Raw genomic sequence first — 25207 nt, 5'->3', positions numbered from 1 at the left:
TCCGGCTCCGGCCAGATGCACCCGGTTCTGAACCGGCGCACGCTGCTCAGGGGCGTCGGCCTTGCCGCGCTGGCCGGGCTCGCCGCCTGCGGCACCGTATCACTTCCGACCGGCGAAGGCGCCGGTGTCTCCGCCTCTGCCACCGGCACGCTGGCCGGCATCCGCGCTAGCGCCGGGCTCGGGCCACTCGCGCCGGATCAGCAACTCGAACAGGCGGCGCTGCAGCAGGCCAGCTATATGGCCGGGCGCGGCCGCATGAATCACACCGTCGGCTGGGGCAAGGACTTTGCCTCGCGCGTCAAGGACAACGGCATTGCCGGGGCGGCAGCCGAAAACATCGCCGAAGGCCGTTTCGACCAGCAGAAACTGTTCGACATCTGGATGCGTTCGGCAGGCCACCGCCGCAATATGCTCGATCCGCGCTTCACCCGCTTCGGCCTCGCCTATGTCCGCGACGGACGCGACAGCGAGATCCGCTACTGGTGCCTCGTGCTGGGGAAATAGACCTGTCCCCCTGCCCGCTCATCAATCCATATGCGCGGCAGGCGCGCCACCGGCGGCCGGACCAGCCTTTGGCTTGCGCAGCAGGAAGACAAACGGGACGGCAAGCAGCGTCATCATCATCAGCAGCTTGAAGTCGTTGATGTAAGAGATCATCATCGCTTGGATATTGACCATTCTGTCCATCTGGGAAAGTGCTGTTGGATCGCCGCCTGCCGCCGCTGGCGAGACCGCCCACAGGTTCGGGTTGAACGGGTTGATGAAGGCCGAGAGCTCGCTGTGGTTGACCTGCGTGTTGCGCACCAGAAGAACCGTCACGACCGAGACGCCGATCGACGAGCCAAGATTGCGCACCAGGCTGAATAGCGCCGTGGCATCGGTGCGGTAGCGCGCGTCGAGCGTGGCGAAGGCCACGGTCGACAGCGGCACGAACACCATGCCCATTCCCAGGCCCTGGATGACGCCGGAGGAGAGGATCAGCCAGTTGTCCATCTGCGGCGTGAAGCTGGCCATGGTGTAGAGAGACTGCGCGGTGAGCAGGAAGCCGATGACGACGAGGATTCTGGCGTCGACCTTGTTCATGATGCGGCCGACCAGGAGCATCGCAACCATGGTGCCGATGCCGCGGGGACCTATGACGACACCGATGGTCATGGTCGGATAGCCGAAGATGGTCGCCAGCATTGGCGGCAGCAGCGACATGCTCGCAAGGATGAGCACGCCCATGACGAAGATGAACGCCAGCCCGGCGACGAAATTGCGGTCGAGGAAGATCTTGGGGTCGATGAAGGGATGTTCCGCCGTCACCGTGTGAATGATGAACACCCAGAAGCCGGTCAGCGAAAGACCGAGTTCGATCCAGATCTCGACCGAGGAAAACCAGTCGACCTCGCCGCCGCGATCCAGCATCAGCTGCAGCGCGCCGACGCCGAGCGATATCATGGCGAAGCCGAAGAAATCGAAGCTGCGTATGCGCCTTGCAACGGCCGGCAAATAGGCGGCCATGCCAAGGAAGGCGAGGATGCCGACCGGCAGGTTGATGAAGAACACCCAGCGCCAGTTGAAATTCTCGGTCAGCCAGCCACCGAGCGTCGGGCCCAGGATCGGGCCCAGCATGATGCCGGCGCCCCAGATGGCCATGGCCTGGCCGTGGCGTTCCTTCGGGTTGATATCGAGCAGGAAGGTTTGCGACAGCGGCACGATCGCGGCGCCGAACACGCCTTGCATCAACCGGAAGAACACCATGGTCTCCAGGCTCCAGGCGATGCCGCACAGCATCGAGAAGATGGTGAAGCCGACCACCGACGTCAGGAACAGTTCCTTGCGGCCGAAGCGGTCGGCCAGCCAGCCGGTCACCGGCGTCATGATGGCGGCGGCAACGATGTAGGAAGTCAGCACCCAGTTGATGTTGTCCGGAGAGGCGCCAAGATCGCCGGTCATGGTCGGCAGCGCGACGTTGGCGATCGTGGTGTCGAGCGCCTGCATGATCGTCGCCAGCATGAGCGCAACGGTGATCAGGCCGCGGTGCGGTACTTCGCGAAAGGCTTCTGGCGTGCTCATGATGCGGAACTTCCGACAGGTAACAAAAACGTGTACACTGAAGCGCGTCGCGTCAGATCGGAATTATGCGACGCGCTTAAGTTATTGTTTTTATGCATGTCGTTGTCGCAAAACCACTGCGCACTTTTGCGCGACATGCATTAGGTTTCCGGGCGGCGAGGCCTTCCGTGTGGAGAGACCCTCATCGCGGTGGGACGCGACTATCGATGTGGGGGTTACATCGACCGAGCGTCTCGAGAAAACGGGCGCCCGCCGCCCGGAAACCTGAGGACCGAAGGGTCCCGCGCTGGGTTGTTCAGGCTCCGGCCAGGCCGCAACGCGGCCCGGTTCAAACCCTCAACCCTTCGCCAACCTCCCATCGGACCAATCCTGTCATTCACCTCGCCAGAGTGGCGAGTATGTTTAGTGCTCGCCCGCCGTGGCGTGGCCGAAGATCTTGGGAAAGCCGCGGGCAACGCCGGTATCCACGGTGACGGTCGCGCTCATGCCGGTGCGCAGCGCCATCTTGGCGTCGGCGTCGGTCAGTTCCAGGCGGACCGGAATGCGCTGGGTGACCTTGACCCAGTTGCCGGTGGCGTTCTGGGCGGGCAGCAGCGAGAACTCCGCCCCCGTGCCGGCGCCGATCGCCTTGACGGCGGCCTCGAAAGTCCGGCCCGGATAGGTGTCGACCACGATCTCGGCCTTCTGGCCGGGCTTCATATGAGTGAGCTGGGTTTCCTTGAAATTGGCATCGATCCAGGTGTCGCCGGTTTCGACAAGCGAAAACAGCGGCGTACCCGAGCCGACATACTGGCCGACCTTGAACGAAGAGGCCTGGCTGATGACGCCGTCGGCGGGCGCCTTGACCGTGGTTTGCGCCAAATCATAGGCGGCCTTGTCGCGCGCGGCGAGTGCCGCCATCACGGTCGGATGCTTGTCGGTCTCGATGTCCGGATTGCCGCCAAGTGCCGCCTTGGCGCTGACGATACCCTGCTGGGCCACAGCCAGTTGCTGCTTGGCCTTGTCGAGATCGTTCCTGGCCTCGTCCAGCGAAGACTTGGCGTTGATGCCCTTGCGGGAGAGGTCGGCGGCGCGGTCGTATTGCGACTGCGCGTAGCCGACTTCGCTGGCGTCGGATTTCTCCTGCGACGTCGCCTGGCTATAGGCCGCGCGCAGTTGCTCGACATTGAGGCGCGCGCCGGCCACCGCCGCGTCGGCCTGGGCCAGCGCGATCCGGTAAGGCTCGGGATCGATGGCGAACAGCACATCGCCCTGCTTGACAGACTGGTTGTCGGCGATATCGACCTGAACGATGCGGCCCGCCGTATCCGAGGCGATCGACACCTTGGCCTGCTGGAGATTGGCGTTCTCGGTTTCCTGATAGCGGCCGCCGGTCACCCAGACGTAAGCGCCGCCGGCGATCAGCGCGGCAGGCAGCGCGACCATCAGCAGGAAACGGCCAAGGCGGCGCTTCTTCCTGGGCGCCACCGGCGCCGGTGCCACCGGCGGAGTGACCGCCACGGGGGTTGCCGCCGGCTGCGTGGGAGCTTCCATCTCCAGCTCGGCCACATTGTCGTCTATCTTGGCTACCGCGTTCATGCTGCTGCGCCTTCCGCACTCTTTACTTTTACGCAGGACGCCTCGGCGTCCGTCAGGTTCTCGACCATCACATCCAGCGCCTTGATCAGGACGCGGCGATCTTCCGGCGACACGCCGGTCAGCGAAACTTCATAGACTTCGCCGGCCAGGCTCTTGACCTCGGCATAGGCCTCGCTCGCCTTGGCGGTCGGAAAGATCATGCGGACGCGGCGGTCGGCGGTGTCGGAACGGCGCTCGATCCAGCCGCCCTCTTCCATGCGGTCGACCAGGCGCGAGACGCTGATCGGCTCGATTTCGAGAAGCTCGGCAAGCCGCGCCTGGGTGATGCCTTCTTCCTTGGCAACGCGGACCATAAGCCGCCATTGCGCCGAGGAAAGACCAAGCCCGCTGGCGCGCGCCTCGAAGCGCTTGCGCATCAGGCGCTGCACGTCGTGGATCAAAAAGCCTAATCTGTCGATGCCGTCGGAAACCATGAGCGATATATATAATAAGCGTGCTTATGATTCAAGTGCGGCATTCTGCCCAGAAGCCGGCAAACCTGCATGGCAACCGTGCGATGCTGTCATGGTTAGCGATTCATGAACGGCAGAGCGCTTGATACCCTGAGCGCGATTCCAATCCTCCTCGGCGCCGCTTGTGGCCCGGCCTGGTGCAAATCAAAGGCGATTGCGAATAAGCATCGTGACCACGAAGAAGGCGCCGAGCGAGCTGGTGATGATGCCGATCGGCAGCTCCTGCGGCGGCAGCAGCGTGCGTGCCAGAAGGTCGCTGGCCAAAAGCAGCACCGCGCCGAACAGCGCCGAGCTTGCGATCAGACGCAGATGCAACGGGCCCGCCAGTGGCCGGCACAGATGCGGGATCATCAGGCCGACGAAGCCGATGACGCCGGCGACCGAAACCAGGATCGCGGTCGCCAACGCCGCGACGAGAAAGGTCGTGCGCCGCATGCGCGCCACCGGTACACCGAGGCTTTCGGCGGCGTTTTCGCCGGCAAGGAAGGCATCGAACCTGCGGTGGTTCCGCAATCCATAGGAGAGGATGATGGCCGCGCCAAGGGCGGCCAGGCCGATATTGTCCCAGCGCGCCAGCCCGAGCCCGCCCATGGTCCAGAAAAGCACCGAATGGGCGGCGCGCTGGTCGCCGGCGAAGACGAGATAGTTGGTGAGCGCGGTGAAGATGAAGGAGACGGCAAGCCCGGCCAGGATCAATCGTTCCGGGCCTTGCCCTCTCACCCGCGACACCAGCACAAGGACGATTGCAGCGGCCAGCATGCCGCCGGTGAAGGCGGCAACGGGCAAGGTCCAGATGCCGAAACTGTCGCCGAAAACGGTGATGACCGACACCGCCCCGGCGGCCGCGCCGGAGGACAGGCCGAACAGGAACGGGTCGGCGAGATCGTTGCGCGTCACGGTCTGCAGCAACGCGCCGACGACGCCAAGGCCGGCGCCGACAGCGATCGCCAGCAGCGTGCGCGGCAGCCTGAGATCGACGACGATGCTGCCGACCGGTCCGGAGACCGGATGCGTGTCCAATCCGACCGCATGCGCCAGCGCGCCGACGACGTCCGCCAGCGGGATCACCGTCGAGCCATAGGCGATCGACAACAGCGCAAGAGCGGCCATCGCTGCCGCTCCCGCGATCATGGCCGGTAGGAATGGCTTATGCAGCAAGCTCACGTTTTCACGCATGCCATTGCTTCGCCGGCATTCGAGATTGGTCGAAGCCTCTCCAACTTCGTCATCCCAGGGCGAAGCAGGAGCGAAGCTCCGTCGCGGAGACCCTGGGATCCATGCCGTAACCTTGGGCGAAGAGTGCCACGGAGCAGAATTCTGCACCGCAGCAGCGCCTTGAAGTCAAGGCATGGATCCTGGGGTCTGCGCCGCGTCGCTGCGCTCCTTGCTCCGCCCCAGGATGACGAAGCGATGGGCGTTTCGGCCAATCTCCAAGGCATGCGATTCGTCAACGCGAGCATCTCTGACCAGAACTTCGACGCCAGAATCAGAACGCTTCCGGATGCATCGCCCTGGCGATCTTGCCGATCGCCTCGACGTTGGCGGGTCCGGGCGTCAATTCGGCATAGCGCAGCGCCACGAAGCGCTCGTTCTTGACCGCGTCGGTCTCCTTCATCGCCGGGTGGGCCTTCAAGAAATCAAGCAGCTTCTTGTAGCCGGCACCGTCCTGGTAATCGAGCAGAATGAGGAATTGCGGGTTGCGGGCCGCCACCGTCTCCCAATCCGTATTGCCCCAGCTCGTCTCCATGTCGGCCATGATGTTGTCACCGCCGGCAGCAGTGATCATGGCGCTCGGAATGGCGAACCTGCCCGCGGTGAAGGGTTTGTCTTCGCCGGAATCATAGAGGAAGACGCGCGTGCCCTTGCGGTCGCCGACCTTCGCGGTGATCTCGGCGAGTTGCGCTTTCCAGCCCGAAACAAGCTTTTCCGCCTCGGCCTCCTTGCCGAAGATCTTGCCCAGCTTTTCGACGTCGCCATAGAGCAGATCCATCGAGGCGGCGGGCCGGTTCTTGTCGAGATGGACGCAGCTTTCCGTCAGCACCAGCGTCTTGATGCCGTGCGGGGCGAGCGTGTCGGGCGTCACCTCGCCGCCCGGCTTCATGCCGTAATACCAGCCGGCGAAGAAGAAATCCGGCTCGACCGCGATCAGGTTTTCGAGTGTCGGGTATTTTGGCGCGAGTTCCGGGATCGAGCCTTGCTCGGCCTTGAATTCGGGGCCGACCTTGTACCAGCCGGTGATGCCGGTCAGGCCGACGATCGACGGCTGCAGCTTCAGCGCGAAGGCCATCTCGGTCATGTTGAGGTCCTGGATGACGGCGCGCTTGGGCGGCGCGTCGAAGGTCAGCGGCTTGCCGCAACTGTCGACGGTGACCGGAAAGGCAAAGGCCGCCGAAGCCAGCAGCGAAAAGGCAAGAGAGAGGACGAAGCGCTTCACGGATGTTGCTCCTTGGGTTCGGGGGAAGGTTGTCAGGATGACGAGGACGCACGGTTGGGGACGTCGAAGACGGTAAGCTCGCGGTCTTCGGTCGGGTGGCGCAGGCGGAACACATCGATGCCGAACACGTCGCGGATCAACTGCTGTGTCAGCGCGTCGTGCGGTGCGGCCAGCGCATGCAGCCGGGCATTGTTCATCACCGCCACCTTGGTGGCGAAGGGAGCCACCAGGGCCAGGTCGTGCAGCACCGCCACGACAGTCATGCCGAAGCCAGCGACCAGTTCGAGAAGCTCGCCACGAGCGCGCGGATCGAGGTGGTTGGTTGGCTCGTCGAGGAACAGGATTTTTGGCTGCTGGGCGATGGCGCGTGCCAGTTGGGCGCGCTGACGCTCGCCGCCGGAGAGCGAGCCGATAGTGCGGCCAAGCAGAGGCAGCAGGCCCGTCCTGCGCAGCGCCTCGACGACAATGTCGCGCTCTTCCAGCCTGCGTCTGAGGCCGGCATGCGGGACGCGCCCAAGTTCGACATAGTCGATCAAAGCGAGCCTGGGATCGGGCTGGTCGGTCTGGCCGACAACGGCCATGTTGAGCGCCCGCTCGGCCGGCGTGATCCTGTCGAGACGGCGCCCCGACAGACGCACCTCGCCGGCGCTCGGCTGCAGTGCGCCGCACAGCATGCGCAAAAGCGTGGTCTTGCCGGCGCCGTTGGGGCCGATGATGGCGAGACGGTCGCCAGCCGTTACCGAAAGGCTCACGCCATCAACCAGGTTCCGGCCATTCGCGGTCGCGGTCACGTCGCGGGCTTCGAGGAGGAACGCGGTCATGAGCGGCGCCCCGTTGGATCGCGCGGACCCGACATACGGGTCAGAACCGCACCGGTTGGATCGCGGCAAAGCGCGCACACAATGGTGCAATGGATGGTCTCTGAGACGCTCACCTTCCGTCACTTTCTCAACTGGCGACGGAAGGAAGCTCAGCCGATCGGACGACAGACCGATGGCTTACGTCTCCTCCCGGCACACCCCGTCCGGTCAACTCAGCTGATGGCAGGTCTCCTGGCTCGCGGGTCTCGGCTTCATCCTGCCTTCCCAGCCTTGCCGGCCAGTGGCATTTCCGGATGTTGCTCGCCGCTTACAGTTGCGGGGGCAGCCACGGCCTCGACCCGAAAGCGGATCTCACCGTGTTCCCTTTTCACCCCTCGCCTTTCGACTCGGGGACCATCATCCTTTCAGCCTAGATTTCCCCCGACCGCGCCGCAACGTTTTTTTTGATTGCGCTTGCAGGCGTTGGCGGCCGTCAGCTGCGATATGTAATAACATTACGCTATAAGCACCGCCATGTGCTGTCAACACCATGAGGAGCATTATTGCGCGACGCGCAATTTCGATCAAACTGGCCTCGCCCGGAAGCGGCAGCATGATCCGCCCAATGCGAGGAGGCAGATGAACCCGACCGAGAAAGCGCTGTGGTTCGTCGAGAGCCATCTGCCGGAAGCGGTTTCGCTCGACGATGTCGCGCAAAGCAGCGGCGTGTCGCGCTTCCACGTGACGCGGGCCTTTGGTGCGGCGACCGGCCGTTCGGTGATGGGCTATATGCGTTCGCGCCGGCTGAGCGAAGCGGCGCGCAAGCTGGCTAGCGGCGCGCCCGATATCCTCTCGGTCGCGCTCGACGCCGGTTATAACTCGCATGAGGCGTTCACCCGCGCCTTCCGCGACCAGTTCGGCACCACGCCGGAACTGGTGCGCGCGCAAGGCTCGACCAAGACGCTTGACCTGGTGGAGCCCATCCTGATGGATCAGTCCCTGCTTGCCACTCTCGAACCGCCGCGCTTTGAGATCAGCCGCCCGTTCCTGATCGCCGGCCTCGGCGAACGCTACAGTTGCGAAACCAGCGCCGGCATCCCGATGCAATGGCAGCGCTTCGGCCCCTATATCGGCAACATTCCGGGCGAGATCGGCGACGTCGCCTATGGCGTCTGCGTCAACGGCGACGATGCCGGCAATTTCGACTACATCGCCGGCGTCGAGGTTGCGGACTTTTCCGACCTGCCGAAGGAATTTTTCCGCGTGCGGGTACCGGCGCGGAAATATGCCGTGTTTTCTCATCGCGAGCACATCTCGACGATCCGCCGCACGGTCAACACGATCTGGAACAAATGGCTGCCGGCCTCCGGCCACGAGATTTCAGACGCACCGGAATTCGAGCGCTATGGCCCCGAATTCGACGCACGCAGCGGCAATGGCGGGCTGGAGATCTGGATCCCGGTCAAGGACTGAGGAGGGGCCGGCCGAGGACAATTGCTTCAGACAAAAGAGCTATAGCTCCAGGTTCCAGTTCTGGCCGACCAGATCCTTGCCGAAGGAATGGTGGCGTTCCTCCTCGACAAGCTTGAAGCCCGCCGCCTCATAGATGCGGCGCGCCGAGACGAGAATGTCGTTGGTCCACAGCGTCAACGTCTTGTAGCCCTTCGCACGGGCAAAGCCGATGCATTCCTCGACCAGCCGCTTGCCGATGCCGAGGCCGCGCGCCGAAGGCTCGACATAGAGCAGGCGCAGCTTCGCCACCGCATCCGACTTGCGCACCACGAACACCGAGCCGACGACCTCGCCTTCCCGTTCGGCGATCCAGCAGCGCTCCCATCTCGGATCGAAGGATTTTACGAAGGCGCCGAGGATCTCGGCGACCAGCGCCTCATAGGTTTCGTCCCAGCCATAGTCCTGCGCGTAGAGCAGGCCCTGGCGACGCACGATCCAGCCAATATCGCCGACCTGCAAGGGCCGCAGCAAATAGGGAACCTTCAGTTCGGCACCGTCGCCGCCCAGCAGGCGCCGCACCGTCTGCATGGCCTTGACCAGCCTGTCCTGGTCCGATGCCGCCAACCGATCGAGCAAGGCCGCGACCTGATCGTGCGAATCCCGGTTAAGCGGCGCGAAGGCCTGCCGCCCGGCCGGCGTCAGCACGATCGACGAGCGCCGCGCATCGGCTTCTATCGCGGCGCGCTCGACCAGGCCGCGCTCCTCGAACTTCTTCAACAGCCGGCTGAGATAGCCGGGGTCGAGACCGAGATCGCGCGCAAGATCGGTGGCCGTCAGGCCATCGCGATGCGCCAGCTCATAGAGCACCCGCGCCTCGGTCAGCGAAAAGGCGCTTTTCAGCAGCCCTTCGTCGAGCAGCCCGATCTGGCGGGTGTAGAAGCGGTTGAAGCTCCGCACCGCGTCGATCCGCTCCTTGCCGGGGTGATGATGAATCGTCATGGGATTCTCCTGCCCGCACAGGATCAATCATTTATTTGACTTAGTCAAGTATATCGGGGCCGGCCAGAACATCGCGATTTGGGCGATTATCCGAATTGCCGGATCAGCCCCTCGAAGCCATCGGCCAGATGAGAGGCGCCGGCCGCGAACATCTTCACGAGGTTCTTTGGGCGGCCAGGGGTCTTGTTGGCATCCAGCAGCACGGCCCTGCCCTCATGCATGACGAAATCGAATTTTCCGTAATTGAAGCCAAGTTCGCGCCGCAGCTCGCGCATTTCGTCGGGAACAGGCACGGGCTCGCGGCGGATCGTTTCGGACGCCTTGACCAGGGCGTTCGGCGACACGTAGCGGGTGCAACGTTCGCTCTCCCCGCAAAATACCCAGAACCGCGCCGCGAAGCCGTCGGGCTCCTTTTCCGGAATGAACTTGTCCACGACCAGATCATCACGCTCGAAGACGCCATCCGGAACATCGCCGAGGGAACCATAGATCTCATATGGCTGCAGTGTCGGCACGCCCGGAAACGGCGGTGGTTTGCCCGCCCGTTCCGCTCGCCGATTGAGGAACCTCTCCGGAATGCCCTGATTGTTGAGATTGCTTTTGACGATGACCGGGCCTTGCCAAGCGTCTCCTTGGTTTACCAGCGCGCCGCTGACCCGTCGCTTGGATATGTCGGCCGTTCCGACATTGAGGCAGAGTGGAAAACCTTGCGCATAGTCGAGATAGTCCGCGGGCGTGATTGTCGCATCGACATGCAGAACCGCAATGTCTGCGCTGTGTGTCCTGGCCGGACCTTGCTCAATCCGCACCGAATGGCCGCGTCTTTTCAGCTCCGCAAGAACATCGAAAAGCATGTACGGACTGTTCGGGCGCAGCAGGATGTCGCGACCGCTCTGGAACTTGTCATGTTCATGGGTGATCACGACGATACGCGCCACAGCCGCCCTTTTAGCTTGCCTACCGATTTCTATTAAGCGATGGCTAATACCAAAGCTAGAATTCTCGGTTTCCAATCGGCCAGAATGACAAATCATTGGGACAATTATCACCGCCACTGGAGGCTTCTGGACGCGCCACTTCGGCCGACACCGGAAACGGTCGGCATATTTGAGCGTGAACTCGGTCTGGCGAACGCCGATGTCCTGCTCCTGGGAGTGACGCCGGAACTCGCCGTGCTGGGCAGATCGATGCTGGCGGTCGATCAGTCGGCGGCCATGATTTCCGGCATATGGGTCGGCGACGACGCCTCGCGGAGGGCGGTGACCGGCAATTGGTTGGATCTGCCCGTTGGCAGCGCAAGTGCCGATGCGGTCGTCGGCGACGGCTGCCTGTCCGCCGTCGCCTCGAAGGCGGCCCGCAATGCGCTGCATGGCGAGATCGCCAGGGTGTTGAAGCCTGGCGCTCGAGCCGCGATCCGCGTGTTTGCCGCCCCGGAAACGACCGAGGATCTGGCAAGCATCGAAGCACAGGTGCTGGCCGGCGCAATCGAGAATTTCCACGCGCTCAAATGGCGGATCGCGATGGCGTGCACCACGGGCGGCTCAGATTTCGCGATCAATGTGCGAACGATCCGCGACACGTTCGACGGCATGTTCCCCGACCGCGAGGCCCTGGCCGCACGGACAGGATGGAGCATTGCGTCGATCAACACAATCGACGTCTACACTGGCTCCGACACGAGCTACAGTTTCGCGACGCTGACCGTTCTGGTCGATGAGGCGAGCGGCTGGTTCGACAATGTGCGCGTCGTGCCAAGCGGCTCTTATCCGCTGGCGGAACGATGCCCGCTGCTGGTGCTTGAATCGCCGAGGCGCCGGTAATGTCATTATCGGCGGCGGGCATGACCTCGATTTGGCTTCCGCCAGCCTTGACTCTCGCAAGCCACCGGCCTATCTCACCGCCACGTTAGCACTCGCCAATGGTGAGTGCTAACCAAGTGTCCGGCTCCGCCCGGCCTTTATTGGTTGTCCGGCTCCGCCGGACGGAGGAACTGTTCTCACCGTTCTCATTCGAGGAAGAAAAAATGGCAAAGTCGAAGTTCCGCCCGCTTCATGACCGCGTGGTCGTACGCCGGGTCGAATCCGAATCCAAGACCGCCGGCGGGATCATCATCCCGGATACGGCGAAGGAAAAGCCGCAGGAAGGCGAGATCATCGCCGTCGGCTCCGGCGCCCGCGACGAAGCCGGCAAGCTCGTCCCGCTGGACGTCAAGGCCGGCGACCGCATCCTGTTCGGCAAGTGGTCGGGCACCGAAGTCAAGCTCAATGGCGAAGACCTTCTGATCATGAAGGAATCCGACATCATGGGCATCATCGGCTGAATATCGGCCTCACCGTCACTTAAATCTTCGGGCTCGATCCGAGCCTCTGCCAGGAGTTAAACATGGCTGCCAAAGACGTAAAATTCTCCCGCGACGCCCGTGAGCGCATGCTGCGCGGCGTCAACATCCTCGCCGACGCGGTGAAGGTCACGCTCGGCCCCAAGGGCCGCAACGTCGTCATCGACAAGTCGTTCGGCGCCCCGCGCATCACCAAGGACGGCGTCACCGTCGCCAAGGAAATCGAGCTTGAGGACAAGTTCGAGAACATGGGCGCGCAGATGGTCCGCGAAGTCGCTTCGAAGACCAACGACATCGCCGGCGACGGCACCACGACCGCGACCGTTCTGGCGCAGTCGATCGTCCAGGAAGGCCACAAGGCGGTAGCCGCCGGCATGAACCCGATGGACCTGAAGCGCGGCATCGACCTCGCGGTCAGCGACGTCGTCGCGACGCTGATCAAGAACGCCAAGAAGATCAAGACCTCGGAAGAGGTTGCCCAGGTCGGCACCATCGCCGGCAACGGCGATGCTTCGGTCGGCTCGATGATCGCCGAAGCGATGCAGAAGGTCGGCAATGAGGGCGTCATCACCGTCGAGGAAGCCAAGACCGCCGAGACCGAACTCGAAGTCGTCGAAGGCATGCAGTTCGACCGCGGCTACCTCTCGCCCTACTTCGTCACCAACGCAGACAAGATGGTCGCTGATCTGGAAGACGCCTACATCCTTCTCCACGAGAAGAAGCTCTCCAACCTGCAGGCCATGCTGCCGATCCTCGAGGCTGTCGTGCAGACCTCGAAGCCGCTGGTCATCATCTCGGAAGACGTCGAAGGCGAGGCTCTGGCCACGCTTGTCGTCAACAAGCTGCGTGGCGGCCTGAAGATCGCCGCCGTCAAGGCGCCGGGCTTCGGCGATCGCCGCAAGGCCATGCTGGAAGACATCGCCATCCTCACCGGTGGCCAGGTCATTTCCGAAGACCTCGGCATCAAGCTCGAGAATGTCGGCCTCAACATGCTCGGCCGCGCCAAGAAGGTGTCGATCTCCAAGGAGAACACCACCATCGTCGACGGCGCCGGCAAGAAGGCCGAGATCCAGGGCCGCGTCGCCCAGATCAAGCAGCAGATCGAGGAGACCACCTCGGACTACGACAAGGAGAAGCTGCAGGAACGTCTCGCCAAGCTGGCGGGCGGCGTTGCCGTGATCCGCGTCGGTGGTGCGACCGAGATCGAAGTCAAGGAAAAGAAGGACCGCGTCGATGACGCCCTCAACGCGACCCGCGCGGCCGTCGAAGAAGGCATCGTTCCCGGCGGCGGCGTCGCGCTGCTGCGCGCTTCGCTGAGCATCAAGGCTGTCGGCGCCAACTCCGACCAGACCGCGGGCATCAACATCGTCCGTCGCGCGCTGCAGGCTCCGGCCCGCCAGATCGCGGCCAACGCCGGTGCGGAAGCATCGATCGTTGCCGGCAAAATCCTCGAGAACAAGGGCCCGACCTTTGGTTTCAACGCCCAGACCGGCGAATATGGCGACATGATCGCCATGGGTATCGTCGACCCGGTCAAGGTCGTGCGCACGGCTCTCCAGGACGCGGCCTCGGTCGCCGGCCTGCTGGTCACCACCGAAGCCATGATCGCCGAGGCTCCGAAGAAGGAGTCGGCTGGCGGCGGCATGCCTGGCGGCATGGGCGGCGGCGGCATGGGCGGCATGGGCGGCATGGATTTCTGAGGAAATCCATAAGCACGCCCATGAACCAACATTGCTCAAGCCCGCAAGCGGGCTTGAGTGGCGGCATGGATTTCTGATCCAGCCCATATCATCTTCAGATACGGAGAGGGCGGCCGAGAGGCCGCCCTTTCCTGTTTGCGATGTTGCTGCCGTCTCTATCGGCGGGCGAGACCTTCTGTACCGCTGCAGCCCTCGGCAACAGTCACGGCATGGATCCTAGGGTCTGCGCCGCGTCGCTTCGCTCCTTGCTCCGCCCTAGCGCTACCTCTCGGTCAGCGCCAACTTCGCGCCAAGCATGACGAAGGCGCCGGCGAAGGTGCGGCGCATCCAGGTCATCACCATCGGCCGCGACACGACATGGCTGCGGATCGAGGCCGCGAAAATGCCGTAACCGACAAAGACGACGAAGGTCAAAAGCATGAAGACGCTCGAGAGTTCCAGCATCTTTGACAGCGCATGCGGCTCAGTGGTGCTGACGAATTGCGGCAGGAAGGCGAAGAAAAAGATCGACAGCTTAGGATTGAGGATGTTGATCAGGATGCCGGAGGTGATCACCTTGCCGGCCGAACGTGGCGCGGCATCCTGCCCGACGCTCAAGCCGCCGCTCTCCTTCAGCGTATTCCACGCCATGTAGAGCAGGTAGACGACCCCCAGATATTTCAGCGTCTCGAAGGCGACCGCGCTGGTGTGCAACAGCGCCGCCAGTCCGGTGATGGCCGCCGCCATATGCGGGATGATGCCCAGCGTGCAGCCGAAAGCGGCAATGATGCTGGCTCTGGCACCGCGCGAAAGACCGGCGCTCAGCGTGTAGAGAACGCCGGTGCCGGGCGAAGCCACGACAATCAGCGACGTCAACAGGAATTCGATGCTCACGGATGCTTCTCCCGGCGTTGGCCCAGCCCCCCGGCAAGGTATCCAGCAAGGCCGGTGCGCACAAGCTGTGGCGATTAGCGATTCCTCGCCCCCATCCTTATGGGGGAGAGGTGGATCGGCGAAGCCGAGACGGAGAGGGGGTCGCGCGGCCACATTTTGAGCGCAAAAAGCACGGAGATTCTCTTGTCATCCGCCTGCGAAAGCCCCCTCTCCGGCCGCTTCGCGGCCACCTCTCCCCCGCTTTGCGGGGGCGAGGAACACGGCAGCCCCTACACCGGCAGCCCGTGCGCCTTGCGCGCCATCAGGCAATCGTCGCCGCCGGGCATGCAGGCGTGACAGACATCCGGGCGAAGCTCGTAGATGCCGCAAGCCGTGTGCTTGCCGACTTCGCCGGACAAGGCGGAACAGCGGACGCCTTCGCAGCGCATGCCTGACTGATTGGCGGCGACATACTTTTGCGGAATGCGATCAAGCTGTTCGTCATCCTCAGTCGAGAAGCGTGGCCACTCGGCCGAATAGGAACAGCAGGCACCGCAGCTCTGGCAGTCGAAGAGGACGCCCTCCCGCGAAGACGGAAAGCCCTCGGCCGCCACCAAGGCAATCAGCCCTGGCGCAGCAGGGTTCGGATCGGCGCTTGGCGGCAAGGGCGCTATTTCTTCCTGGGCTTGCGAACGTCCACTGGCGACTTGAACAGATCGGTCGCGGCCTCGGACGTTGCATCCGCAGGTTTCTGCACGACAGGCGGCTGCTTCACCTCCGCGCTCGCCTTGGCTGGCTTGGCGGCAGCAGCGGGAGGTGTCGGCTGGTCCTTGGCTGAAAACTTGATGGCCATGTCAATCCTCGTCAGAGAAACGCGATGATGGCGCATTCGGGTTGCGAAGGCGGCCGATCAGCGCCGAGACCGCCGTGATGTTCATTTCCTCCGGCGACCAGTTTCTGGCCTCCGCGATATGATGCGGCGCCAGCTCGCGATGCGTGCTGCCGCTATAGGCGGCATCCTGATGAGTGACGCGCTCATGGGTCTTGGCCGTTTCGCGCACATATTCGATCAGATAGTTCGGGGCTTCGGCGCGCCCGCGCACGCCGACCCGCACCTGGGCATCGCCATGGACGCGCTTGCAGCGCTCCAGCTTTTCCAGCACGCGCCGGACATATTCGACCGGCTTGTCCAGGACATTGACCATATCGGCGATGGTCGCATCGGCGGCGATCGGGGTTTGCGGCACGCGCTTGGTGGCCATCAACGTCTGCCCGCGCGTTTCGGCGAGGCGACAAGGGCCGCGGCAGCAGCCATGTCTTCGGCTTCCCTTTCCAGACGCAGTTCGCGCAGTCGGGCCGTCTTGGCTTCCCGAGCCTGGCTGACGGCATCCTGCTCGGAAATGATGCGGTTAAGCGACATGGACTGGGTGCGGGTCTTGCTGAAAATGGATTCGGCCTGATCGCGGGATTTGTTCGAAGTGGCGGTCAAAGTCTTCCTCCTGTCCGGAGCGTGATGCCGAAACATGCAAGACCGGTCTTTCGGCCAAGACCAGGCACAAAGCAATACGGCGTCGGATTCAAATTGCCGAAACGTCTTAGCACATCCAGGCGGACGGGCGGCGCTCTTTCGATCTGTGCCAGAAACGAAAAAGGCCAGGCATTGCCTGACCCTCCTCCGCCAATCACCGGTGCCAGTACATCCGTGGTCACCGGCGAGGCTGAATTCGCTTTAGGCCGCCTTCAGCTGGTCGGCCGACATCTTGCCCGACTTGTTGTCGCGGACCATCTCGTAACCGAGCTTCTGGCCTTCGACGATATCGCGCATGCCGGCGCGCTCGACGGCCGAGATGTGGACGAAAACGTCTGCCGAACCATCGTCAGGCTGAATAAAACCAAAACCCTTGGTGGCATTGAACCATTTTACTGTGCCGGTGGTCATGAAGAACCCTTTCCCTGGCAAATATTCGTTCGCCGTCGCGCGAATGCACAACAGCGTTTGTCTCGATTTTTGATGGGAGAAGTTCGTCAAAGGCGCGCTTGACGCGCGGATAACAAAAGTCGTTCAAACAAACATCGACATATTTCTTGTACGCTTATTTTCCAGCGATGTCAATTTTTGGTAGTGTCTCAATTTGAATATCGGCTCACGACCCTTCCATGCCCTTCCTTCTGGGCAGCGCTACGACAATCCGTGACCCGTTCCGACCGTTGAATAAATTGAGGTTGAAGGTCTCGATATGGCACTACCTCCCCGTTCTAGGCGCCCTACGCGAACGGCAAAGTTCTACTCAAAGCGGCTGTTGGCGAGGGCGGTCCACCCGGCGGGACAATGAAGAGACATAATTTGTCTCCTGCAATTTTTCTCGGCGACCCGCTTCGAAATTCCCTTTGTTGCCTTAGTTCGCTACGTTGGGCGGCGAGCTTCGCATCTGCCCCGGTAACGTCTCGCAGTTGCCCAATCGATTTGTCAGGCGGTCATGCAGAGACCCGAGACGCGCTATGCACGATGCGGCGACGTCGCCATCGCTTATCAGGTGGTCGGCGACGGCCCAACGGATCTACTGTACGCGCAAGGCTGGCTCAGCAACGTAGAGTACGCTTGGGAGAGTCCCGAATGCGCTCGATTTCTCACCAGCCTGAGCCGCTTTTCCCGCCTGATCTTTTTCGACAAACGCGGTACGGGCATGTCCGACCGAAACGTCGGCTTTCCGACGCTCGAACAAAGGACCGAGGACGTCAAGACCGTACTTGATGCCGTCGGATCGAAGCAGGCGGCGCTGTTCGGAGTTTCCGAGGGCGGAAACATGAGTTCGCTGTTTGCCGCCACCCATCCCGAAAGGGTGAGCGCGCTAGTTTTGTACGGCTGCTTTGCCCGAAGCAAAAGGGCGCCCGACTATCCCTGGGGGCGGACCCACGAAGAAAATGAACGTGAGGTGGAGTCGCTCCTGGCGCAGTGGGGCCGGTCATTCGATCTCGACGACGGCGCGCCGAGCGTCGCAAGCGACCCTGTAGTGCAAAGCTGGTTTGCTGCCTACCTTCGATTTGCAGCCAGCCCGCACGCCGCCGAGCTGATTTCCCGGCTCAACTTCGAAATCGACATTCGCGCGATCCTTCCCGCCATCCATGTGCCGAGCCTGGTTCTCCATCGCGCCGGCGACCGCTGGCACGCAGCGGAGGAAGGGCGCTATCTCGCCGAGCATATTCCCGGCGCCGAGTTTCGCCTGCTGCCCGGCGATGACCACATCCCCTGGTACGGCGATCAGGACGAACTGATCGGGCAGGTCGAAGAGTTCGTCACGGGGACGCGGACGACCGCAAAACCCGGACGCGCGCTCATGACCCTGCTGATGACCGATATCGTCGACTCGACCAGGACCCTGAGCGCCGTGGGGGACGAGCGGTGGCGGTCGATCCTCGAGCAACTGGACGTCAATGTCAGCCGACGCGTTGCCGCGCTCGGCGGGCAAAAGATCAAGCACACTGGCGATGGATATCTGCTCACATTTGCCGGGCCCACCCCGGCGATTGAATGTGCCAGGGCGCTGGCGCGAGACGCGAAGGCGCTCGGGCTGGAGCTGCGGACTGGCATCCACATTGGAGAGTGCGAGCGCCGGGCCGACGATCTGAGCGGTCTGGCGGTCCACTTGACGGCGCGCATCATGGCCGAAGCGGCGCCGAACTCGATCCTCACGTCCCGAACCGTGAAGGATCTCGCGGTCGGCTCCGGGCTGGACTTCACCTTCCTCGGCCACCGCGAGATGAAAGGTATCCCCGAAGGCTGCGACATTTATGAATTAACAAGCTGAAACGAATGTCTGGTTCTGGCGCTAGCTTCACATTCCGGTAGTCAGCTCAGACGGCAAGATTCCACCCACAGCCGAAATTCAAACTGAGACACTACACAATTTTTGCATGGCCGCGCTGCCGGATTCGCCGCAACCTCAGGGCTTGGCAGGTGGACCGGACACATAAAGCGGCTGCCGTGCACTCGAAAAAATTTGCAAAATCCCGGGAACCATTATCGCAAACGCGCATTTTATCTGTGTCGTCAGCAATTCATGAGAGCAATCGAAGGAAATGCTAACGGCAAAAGACGCCCCCCGCGTGATAAAAGACGCGAGGGGCGTTTTTGTTTGCGCACGCGGCGCCGACCTCACAGGATCGCTCATCAGCGGGTAATATGAAATCAGCGTTCCTGGTCGGTCGGCCTGATGACGATCTCGTTGACGTTGACGCGCGGGTGCTGGCTCACCGCGTAGAGGATGGCGGCCGCTATATCCTCGGCGGTCAGCGCCTCCATGGTGGCAAGCCGCTTGCCCAAATCGGCCTTGAACGCCGCATTGGTGATGTGGTCGCCAAGCTCGGTGCGCACCAGGCCGGGTTCGATGACGGTGACGCGGACCTTGTCGGCATAGACCTCGCGGCGCAGCGATTCGGAAAAGCCGACGACGCCGAACTTGGTCGCGGCATAGCCGCTGGCGCCGGGATTGGCGACGCGGCCGGCGACCGATGAGACATTGACGATATGGCCTTTGGCCGCCTTGAGATGCGGAAGTGCCGCCTTGGTGACGCCCATTAGCGCCAGCAGATTGAGTTCGACCATGCGGCGCCAGTCGTCGAGGATCGCTTCCGCCGCAGGCGACAAAAGCATGACACCGGCATTGTTGACGAGGATGTCGAGCCGGCCCCAATCGGAAACGACCTTATCGACCATCGCGGTAACATCGCCGGCGCTGGTGACGTCAGTCTCGATGCGAAGGGCCGTGCCACCGGCCTTTTCGATGCGTGCGGCCAGTGCTTCGAGGCGATCGGCGCGGCGGGCGGCAACCGCCACCTTCGCGCCGGCGGCGGCGAGTGCGGCGGCCGTTGCCTCGCCGATGCCCGACGATGCGCCGGTGACGAGGGCGACCTTGCCGGCAAGTGGGGAATTAGCGGATGTCATGAGAAATCTCCAAGTGCCCGGCCCGCCCCTTCAGATAGGTCGCGAACAGCATTCTTGGAGTCCCGTCATCAGTCCTGTTCGTGCGGGCCAGGCTCCGGCCAGGTCTCCTTGGCGGCCTCCGCGTACCAGTGGCGCATCGCCGGCGTTGCCAGCACGGCGTCGACGTAGTCGCGGGTGACTGGCGCCAACTCGCCGCCATAGGTGTCGAAGCGGGTGACGATCGGCGCGTACATCGCATCGGCCGCGGTGAAATGACCAAACAGGAACGGCCCGCCCTTGCCATATTCCTCCCGGCATTGCCGCCACAGGCTTTCGATGCGCGCCCGCTGCGCCTCGCCTTCGGCATCGAGCGGCTTATAGGCCTTCGGCCGGCGCAGATTCATCGGCCAGCCGTAGCGGACCTCGCGAAAACCGGAATGCATCTCGGTCGCCGCCGAGCGCGCCAATGCACGGGCCTCGATATCGGCCGGCCAAAGCTTCTTTTCGGGATAGAGGTCGGCAAGATATTCAAGGATGGCAAGGGTTTCCCAGACGATCCTGCCCCCGCCCTTCAACGGCTTGTGATTCAACACCGGCACCAGCCCGGTCGGCGATACCTTGGCAAGGTTGGCGGCAGTCTCAGGCGTGCGCAGGCGCACGAAACTCTCCTCGAACGGGATCTCCAGATGCTTCATCGCCACCCATGGCCTGAGCGACCATGACGAAAAGCATTTGTTGCCGATAAAGAGTGTGAATTCAGCCAAGATGGTCTCTCCGTGTTGAGCGCGGTGGCTTATCGCATCAGCCCGAAAATCGGAATCGATTTTCGGAAAGCACGATGCGTAGATTCAAAAGTGTTAGAGCGTACTTTGTGCGTCCAACTGGACGCACGTCGCTCTAATTTGCCTGTGCTGCAGCCATCTGTGCTCCCGGTGCGACACCGGCGCGGGCACGGATGGCGGCGACCGCCTTGGCGATATCCGCATTCACCAGCAGCGCCTTGCGACCAGCCTCAATGGTGAGGTCGACCTGCTCGACCGGCAGCCTCAGCCTGGTCGGGATGGCGTTCAGCTTGACCTGCATTGCCTGACCCATATCGGCGAAGGACAGATGCTGGACCACGAGCCGGACGTCACGGCAATTCCAGCCGGCCGCCGAGCCGCGATAGGCAGACACGGTCGAGGCAGGCAGGCCGCAGCGATAGCGGACGAGTTCGCCCTTCCATTGCGAGACAGCCAGCGTCAGCGCGTCGAATTCGTCGTGCACCGAAGCGGCGAGCGTGGTGCTGGTTGTAACGTCAAGCAGTTCGCTGGCCTTTGGCCCGTGCAGCGACTTTGCCCAGCTCCGGTCGCTGCCGCTGCCGGCGTCGGCGACGATGAAGATCAGCGTCGTCAGCCGAACGGCGGCCGATGGCGAAAGCGGGCCGTACGGCGTGCCGGCGGCGGCGCGTTCGAGCGCGAAGCCGGTGACGCCGATATTGTCGGTCAGGCCACCATCCAGCAGCTTCACATAGTCGCGCGGGCCGGCATTCTGGTAGGCATCGAGCGCGGCGGCGTAAGCTTTCAGCCTCAGCGGGGCGTTGTGGTCGGCAAGCGCCCGGCTCAGCCATTGCGGCCGCTGGTAACCGCAATCCGGGCTGGTCGCGGCGACGACGATCGGCGCGAAGACGATCGGCACCGCGGCCGAAGCCGCCACCGCATCGGCAAGCCGCACCTTGTCCAGATCGCTGCACAGAGCCGCGAAGGTGTCGTAGGTGAACAGGAACGGCGTGCGGTTGTAGATGTCGGAAGCGTTGATCCAGACGATCGGGCCGCCGGGCCTGCTGAAAGCGTCGAATGTCGCGCCGTCGAAGAGATGGTCGTTCAGCCATTTGGCGAAGCCGCTGCGATCATTGACGCCGCCATAGTAGGCGCGCACGAGATTGACCGGCGAAATCCTTTCCCTGAGGTCGGCTTCCGCGTTCTGGATCAGGAACCGCTCGCGAAAGTCCCGGTAACCGTCCTTGCCCTTGTAGCCGAAATAGGCAGCGGCCACCGCGCCACCGGAAGCGCCGGAGATCATCCTGACATCATCGAGCAGGGTGCGCCTGCGCGGCCGCTCGTCGATGACGATGTCGTCCAGCGCCCGCAGCACGCCGTAGGAGAAGGCCGCGGCCCTTGTACCACCGCCGGAGAAGGCGAGACCGACCACGGTCGAGCCGTCATCTCCCGGATCGGGAATGAAGGTCGGCGACGGCTGGCCGGCTTTGGGAGTGAAGACGTTGATCGGCCCGACATCGTCGGCGACGCAGCCGGCCAGAAGCACGGAGGTCACAACGGCACAGACAAGGTGAAAACGCATCGAACTCCCCCGGCCTGTCCTCACACGCAAGCCGGGCAGAACCTAGCCGCATTGCCGCGCCCGGCGCAACCAGTCGTCCTGCAACAGATTGCAGGACATGGAACCGAAGCCGCACCGGCCCGTTCTGTCTCCCGCGGACGAAACAACCTCAGGAGATGCGGACGATGGTGAACAAGGATCAGGTTGCGGGCGTTGCCAAGCAGGTCAAGGGCTCGGTCAAGCAAGCCGCCGGCAAGGCCACCGGTAACCGGCAGACCGAGGCCGAGGGCGCAGCCGACAAGATCGCCGGCAAGGTGCAGAAGACGTATGGCGACGTGAAGGACAAGGTAAGGAAGGCGCTTTGATCGGGCGTTTGCCGTCACAGCGACAACGAAGGCGGCTTAGGCCGCCTTTTTTGTTTGGTTATTGTTCTTAAGCATGTCGTTATCGCAAAACCGCTGCACACTTTTGCGCGACATGCATTAGAAGTCCTTGGTGAAAGCGTTGGTGAAAGCGACTTCGCCATGGTCGCCGGTTGCCTCGCCCAGCACGACGTCCATGCTGTCGCTGGTCACCCGCGCCAGCGCGAAGCCACCCATATAGGCGGCTTTCGGCTTGAACAGATCGACGCCGTCGCTGCGGTAGACCATCGGCACCTCATGCTGGTGGCCGTGAAAGATGGCGATGACATTGTAGCCCTTCAGCGTTGCCAGCAGCGCCTGCCGGTCCGCCTCGCTCCACCAGTGCGGCGCGCCGGCGCCGTCATCGTCAAAGGTCCGCTTGGCCGGATCCCACCGCTCAATGGAGAAGGTATCCCAGCCATAGTGCTGGAACAGGATGACGGGGCGGCCGTCGCCGGCATAGGTCGCCAGATCCTGCTTCAGCCATGGCAGGCTGGAGACCGCGCCGTGGCCGGTGTCGCCGGCGAAGCGGTGCGTCTGGATGAGGTGCAGGCCACCCCAGTCCCAGGAATAGCAGTCGGTGTCGACATCGTAGTCGGTCGCCGGCACGGGCGGCTTGAAGAACACGCCCGGGCGGTGGTTGACCTCGACATAGTCGCGCAATTCGCGGCGGTACCAGTCGACATGAGGCGGCGGACCGTTCTGGTCGAGATCATGGTTGCCGAGCCCGGCATAGACCGGCATGTGGACGCGATCGGGGCCGACGCCTTGCTGATAGCGCTGGCTGAACTGGAGAAGCTGCGTGCCCTCGCTTGGCTCCGTGATCTGGCCGCCGCCATCGTCGGTCATGTCACCGCCGACAACGAGGCCGAGCGGCGTGGCGATGCGGCCGCCGGCCGAGCGCAAGCCGGTGGCGACGCCGCCGATTTCGGCTGGCCATTGCTCGTCGCCGACGCCGTTCAGAGCCGCAACATTGCGCAGCAGGGCAGCGTCGGTCTTGCCTTCCTGCTGGCAATTCGGGCTCAAGCCGCTGGCCATGCGGCAGGCATGGACATCGGCGATGAACAGGAAATTCGCGTCGATGGGCTGAATGCGCTGCCCGGTCTGACCGAGCGCGGGACGCGCAAAGGCGCCCGCCGCGGCAAACCCCGCCGCTTGCGCCAGGAAGTGGCGTCGAGAGACCGATTTCGGCGAGCGGCAATTCTTCATGCACTGAAATTCGCATGACCAGCGCCCGGCCGTCCAGTCTCGCACAGAGTTCCATCGGGCCATCGACAGCGTGGCGTCAGTCTGGCATTTCTTTGCGACTAACGCCCAAGTTGTGAAGGAAAGAGGAGACCCTCATGACGGTTGCCGCCATCAGCATTGCACTTGTCATCCTGGCCACGGCGAGCGCCGCAAACGCCGCCGAATGCATCGACGCCAAGGCCGCCAAGGCCGGTTTCGTCCTTTCGAAGCCCGGCATAAGCAGCGAATTTCGACCCTCGGCGGGTGGAATGATGCATATCGCCAACACATACGAATCCGCCTCGCCGCAGACGCAGTTTCTGTTCGGCGGTCTGATCGAGGTGTTTCGCGACAGCAATACGGGTCAGCTTGCGATGATCCCGTTCTCCGATCTCAGAAAGCTGTTTCCGCTCAAGGCAGGGGCGAAAAGCAAGACGACTTTTGTCCGCCTGGCGCCAAACAAGCAACCGAAAGGCACGGAGACGCTGGAGCTCGCCGTCAAAGGCAAGGAAACGTTCAGTCTGGGGACCTGCAAATACAATGTGCTCGCCGTCAAGGAGACGACCAAGAACCAGGCCGGGGAAACGCTGGATGAATTCACCGCGCTTTACGCGCCCGACTTGCAGGCGGTTCTCGCCAAACGCTATGACGAGGGCACGAGCGCCGAAAGCGTGGTCGGCTACGAAGTGATCAAGCCGTTGGCGGAGTAGGTCCGCAGCCTGAATACTGGAGACGCTGGCGGAACAGCGCCCCCCTCTGTCCTGCCGGACATCTCCCCCTCAAGTGGGGAGATTGGCAGTTTCGCTGGCAGCGCCATCCCTCCAAGGTTGGTGATCGGTGAATGCGGCTGAGCGCGTGATCTCCCCCCTTGAGGGGGAGATGGCCGGCAGGCCAGAGGGGGGCGCTGTCCCGCCGGCGTCAAAGGGTTTTCTGTCGTAGCAATACCCTGCGGCGTCGCTTCACCGCTAGTCCGCTCTGTGATGACGAAGGCGCAGCCCGCTCCAGCGCCTCGAGGCAATCGCGCAGCACGCCGGCGTCCTGCGCCGTCTTGGCCATCGACATGGCGCCGGAATAGCTGGCCACCGCGAGTGCCGCGAAGCGCTGCGCATCCGTGCCTTGCTCCCTGCCCGCCTGCTGGTCGGCTCCGACCTTGTCGGCGATCGCTTTGCGCCACGCGGCAAAGATGCCGGCAAGGGCCATGCGGAAATCCGGATCGGTCAGCGACAGTTCATGCGCCAGATTGTTGAGCTGGCAGCCGCGCACGAAGCCCTGGTGCTCAAGCCCCGCCGCCACCGCCTCGAACACGGCGCGCACGCCCTCTCGCGCCGTGCCCGCCGCCCGCATCGGCGCGATCCAGGTCTCCTCGACGGCAGCCGCCACCCGCTCCTCGATCACCGCCAGCGCCAGCGCCTTCTTCGTCGGAAAGTGGTGATGCAATGCGCCGCCGGTGACGCCCGCCGCCGCCATCAGGTCGCCGAGGCTGGAGGCGTGGTAGCCGCGCGCCTGGAACGACGCTTCGGCGACATCGAGCACCTTCTTGCGCATGCCTTCGGGGTCGTTGGTGCGTTTTCTGCGCCGCCGCGTTGCGGGAGACTTGTTCTCTGCTGACATTT

General features: G+C 63.1%; 27 protein-coding genes and 1 riboswitch. Of the genes, 8 read left to right on the top strand and 19 right to left on the bottom strand.

Features of this window, described 5'->3' with window-relative positions; translation table 11 throughout:
- Positions 1 to 15: 15 nt before the first annotated feature.
- Positions 16 to 504, top strand: coding sequence for a CAP domain-containing protein (locus tag MESS4_RS15020; RefSeq protein ID WP_006332196.1), 489 nt, complete (start codon positions 16 to 18; stop codon positions 502 to 504).
- A 21-nt stretch (positions 505 to 525) separates the two neighbouring features.
- Here MESS4_RS15020 and MESS4_RS15015 read toward each other — a convergent pair whose 3' ends face one another.
- From MESS4_RS15015 to MESS4_RS14990, 6 genes are all read right to left on the bottom strand, one after another.
- On the bottom strand, positions 526 to 2061 hold the full coding sequence (locus MESS4_RS15015; RefSeq protein WP_006332188.1) for a DHA2 family efflux MFS transporter permease subunit: 1536 nt from the start codon (positions 2059 to 2061) through the stop codon (positions 526 to 528).
- A 402-nt stretch (positions 2062 to 2463) separates the two neighbouring features.
- A complete protein-coding gene (locus tag MESS4_RS15010; protein ID WP_006332184.1) occupies positions 2464 to 3639 on the bottom strand; it encodes an HlyD family secretion protein in 1176 nt (391 codons plus the stop codon).
- Positions 3636 to 4112 carry a MarR family transcriptional regulator gene (locus MESS4_RS15005; protein ID WP_006332182.1) on the bottom strand — a complete coding sequence of 159 codons (477 nt, stop codon included), beginning with the start codon at positions 4110 to 4112 and terminating at the stop codon, positions 3636 to 3638. The genes MESS4_RS15010 and MESS4_RS15005 overlap by 4 nt, the downstream gene beginning before the upstream one ends.
- 183 nt (positions 4113 to 4295) lie before the next feature.
- Complete coding sequence (locus MESS4_RS15000) at positions 4296 to 5282, bottom strand: iron ABC transporter permease (RefSeq protein WP_081609742.1); 987 nt, start codon at positions 5280 to 5282, stop codon at positions 4296 to 4298.
- Positions 5283 to 5637: 355 nt separating this feature from the next.
- Complete coding sequence (locus MESS4_RS14995; protein WP_006332178.1) at positions 5638 to 6585, bottom strand: ABC transporter substrate-binding protein; 948 nt, start codon at positions 6583 to 6585, stop codon at positions 5638 to 5640.
- Between the two features lie 32 nt (positions 6586 to 6617).
- Positions 6618 to 7406 carry an ABC transporter ATP-binding protein gene (locus tag MESS4_RS14990; RefSeq protein WP_006332174.1) on the bottom strand — a complete coding sequence of 263 codons (789 nt, stop codon included), beginning with the start codon at positions 7404 to 7406 and terminating at the stop codon, positions 6618 to 6620.
- 203 nt (positions 7407 to 7609) lie between these two features.
- A riboswitch (cobalamin riboswitch) is annotated at positions 7610 to 7819 on the bottom strand.
- Positions 7820 to 8024: 205 nt separating this feature from the next.
- On the opposite strand from MESS4_RS14990, the gene MESS4_RS14985 reads away from it, so the two are divergent.
- Positions 8025 to 8858, top strand: coding sequence for an AraC family transcriptional regulator (locus tag MESS4_RS14985; RefSeq protein WP_006332172.1), 834 nt, complete (start codon positions 8025 to 8027; stop codon positions 8856 to 8858).
- 39 nt (positions 8859 to 8897) lie between these two features.
- Here the strand turns inward: MESS4_RS14985 and MESS4_RS14980 are convergent, their stop codons facing one another.
- A complete protein-coding gene (locus MESS4_RS14980) occupies positions 8898 to 9836 on the bottom strand; it encodes a bifunctional helix-turn-helix transcriptional regulator/GNAT family N-acetyltransferase (protein ID WP_006332163.1) in 939 nt (312 codons plus the stop codon).
- Positions 9837 to 9922: 86 nt separating this feature from the next.
- The gene (locus tag MESS4_RS14975; RefSeq protein WP_244441139.1) at positions 9923 to 10891 is read right to left on the bottom strand and encodes a hypothetical protein; all 969 of its coding nucleotides are present in this window, start codon (positions 10889 to 10891) and stop codon (positions 9923 to 9925) included.
- Between MESS4_RS14975 and MESS4_RS14970 the strand changes: the two genes are divergently transcribed.
- From MESS4_RS14970 to groL, 3 genes are all read left to right on the top strand, one after another.
- A complete protein-coding gene (locus tag MESS4_RS14970) occupies positions 10859 to 11656 on the top strand; it encodes a class I SAM-dependent methyltransferase (RefSeq protein WP_006332160.1) in 798 nt (265 codons plus the stop codon). The two genes, MESS4_RS14975 and MESS4_RS14970, sit on opposite strands and share 33 nt — an antisense overlap.
- A 203-nt stretch (positions 11657 to 11859) precedes the next feature.
- On the top strand, positions 11860 to 12156 hold the full coding sequence (gene groES / locus MESS4_RS14965) for a co-chaperone GroES (RefSeq protein WP_006203049.1): 297 nt from the start codon (positions 11860 to 11862) through the stop codon (positions 12154 to 12156).
- 62 nt (positions 12157 to 12218) lie between these two features.
- Positions 12219 to 13874 (top strand): chaperonin GroEL, encoded by a 1656-nt coding sequence (gene groL, locus MESS4_RS14960; protein ID WP_006332158.1) that lies wholly within the window; start codon positions 12219 to 12221, stop codon positions 13872 to 13874.
- A gap of 261 nt (positions 13875 to 14135) precedes the next feature.
- Here the strand turns inward: groL and MESS4_RS14955 are convergent, their stop codons facing one another.
- The 6 genes from MESS4_RS14955 to MESS4_RS14930 form a co-directional block, all read right to left on the bottom strand.
- Positions 14136 to 14747 (bottom strand): LysE family translocator, encoded by a 612-nt coding sequence (locus MESS4_RS14955; protein WP_006332157.1) that lies wholly within the window; start codon positions 14745 to 14747, stop codon positions 14136 to 14138.
- A 269-nt stretch (positions 14748 to 15016) separates the two neighbouring features.
- Positions 15017 to 15391 (bottom strand): YkgJ family cysteine cluster protein, encoded by a 375-nt coding sequence (locus tag MESS4_RS14950; protein WP_006332156.1) that lies wholly within the window; start codon positions 15389 to 15391, stop codon positions 15017 to 15019.
- Positions 15392 to 15396: 5 nt separating this feature from the next.
- Positions 15397 to 15579, bottom strand: coding sequence for a hypothetical protein (locus MESS4_RS14945; RefSeq protein ID WP_036241323.1), 183 nt, complete (start codon positions 15577 to 15579; stop codon positions 15397 to 15399).
- A 1-nt stretch (position 15580) separates the two neighbouring features.
- Positions 15581 to 15988, bottom strand: a complete 408-nt coding sequence (locus tag MESS4_RS14940; protein WP_006332152.1) for a hypothetical protein — start codon at positions 15986 to 15988, stop codon at positions 15581 to 15583.
- Positions 15988 to 16215, bottom strand: a complete 228-nt coding sequence (locus tag MESS4_RS14935; protein WP_006332141.1) for a hypothetical protein — start codon at positions 16213 to 16215, stop codon at positions 15988 to 15990. Before MESS4_RS14935 ends, MESS4_RS14940 begins: the two co-directional genes overlap by 1 nt.
- A 240-nt stretch (positions 16216 to 16455) precedes the next feature.
- Positions 16456 to 16665: a cold-shock protein gene (locus MESS4_RS14930; protein ID WP_006332139.1), complete on the bottom strand. Its 210-nt coding sequence runs from the start codon at positions 16663 to 16665 to the stop codon at positions 16456 to 16458.
- Positions 16666 to 17203: 538 nt separating this feature from the next.
- Between MESS4_RS14930 and MESS4_RS14925 the strand changes: the two genes are divergently transcribed.
- Positions 17204 to 18532 (top strand): adenylate/guanylate cyclase domain-containing protein, encoded by a 1329-nt coding sequence (locus MESS4_RS14925; RefSeq protein ID WP_006332138.1) that lies wholly within the window; start codon positions 17204 to 17206, stop codon positions 18530 to 18532.
- Positions 18533 to 18912: 380 nt separating this feature from the next.
- Here the strand turns inward: MESS4_RS14925 and MESS4_RS14920 are convergent, their stop codons facing one another.
- The 3 genes from MESS4_RS14920 to MESS4_RS14910 all read right to left on the bottom strand — a co-directional run bounded on the left by MESS4_RS14920 (position 18913) and on the right by MESS4_RS14910 (position 21987).
- Entirely contained in the window at positions 18913 to 19668 is a 756-nt protein-coding gene (locus MESS4_RS14920) for an SDR family NAD(P)-dependent oxidoreductase (protein WP_006332137.1), read from the bottom strand.
- Positions 19669 to 19736: 68 nt separating this feature from the next.
- A complete protein-coding gene (locus tag MESS4_RS14915) occupies positions 19737 to 20411 on the bottom strand; it encodes a glutathione S-transferase family protein (protein WP_006332136.1) in 675 nt (224 codons plus the stop codon).
- Positions 20412 to 20544: 133 nt separating this feature from the next.
- Positions 20545 to 21987 (bottom strand): patatin-like phospholipase family protein, encoded by a 1443-nt coding sequence (locus tag MESS4_RS14910; RefSeq protein WP_006332135.1) that lies wholly within the window; start codon positions 21985 to 21987, stop codon positions 20545 to 20547.
- A gap of 155 nt (positions 21988 to 22142) precedes the next feature.
- Here MESS4_RS14910 and MESS4_RS14905 point away from each other — a divergent pair, with 155 nt between their 5' ends.
- Positions 22143 to 22331 carry a CsbD family protein gene (locus MESS4_RS14905; RefSeq protein ID WP_036241321.1) on the top strand — a complete coding sequence of 63 codons (189 nt, stop codon included), beginning with the start codon at positions 22143 to 22145 and terminating at the stop codon, positions 22329 to 22331.
- A 117-nt stretch (positions 22332 to 22448) separates the two neighbouring features.
- Here the strand turns inward: MESS4_RS14905 and MESS4_RS14900 are convergent, their stop codons facing one another.
- Positions 22449 to 23576 (bottom strand): metallophosphoesterase, encoded by a 1128-nt coding sequence (locus tag MESS4_RS14900; RefSeq protein ID WP_006332133.1) that lies wholly within the window; start codon positions 23574 to 23576, stop codon positions 22449 to 22451.
- 134 nt (positions 23577 to 23710) lie between these two features.
- On the opposite strand from MESS4_RS14900, the gene MESS4_RS14895 reads away from it, so the two are divergent.
- The gene (locus MESS4_RS14895) at positions 23711 to 24304 is read left to right on the top strand and encodes a hypothetical protein (protein ID WP_006332132.1); all 594 of its coding nucleotides are present in this window, start codon (positions 23711 to 23713) and stop codon (positions 24302 to 24304) included.
- Positions 24305 to 24512: 208 nt separating this feature from the next.
- Here MESS4_RS14895 and MESS4_RS14890 read toward each other — a convergent pair whose 3' ends face one another.
- Positions 24513 to 25139, bottom strand: coding sequence for a TetR/AcrR family transcriptional regulator (locus MESS4_RS14890; protein WP_006332129.1), 627 nt, complete (start codon positions 25137 to 25139; stop codon positions 24513 to 24515).
- Positions 25140 to 25207 lie beyond the last annotated feature (68 nt).

It is taken from the genome of Mesorhizobium sp. STM 4661, from assembly GCF_000359125.1.
GTDB lineage: Bacteria > Pseudomonadota > Alphaproteobacteria > Rhizobiales > Rhizobiaceae > Mesorhizobium.
The sequence above is the reverse complement of the archived record's forward strand: the minus strand, read 5'-3'. Positions and strand labels throughout refer to the sequence as shown.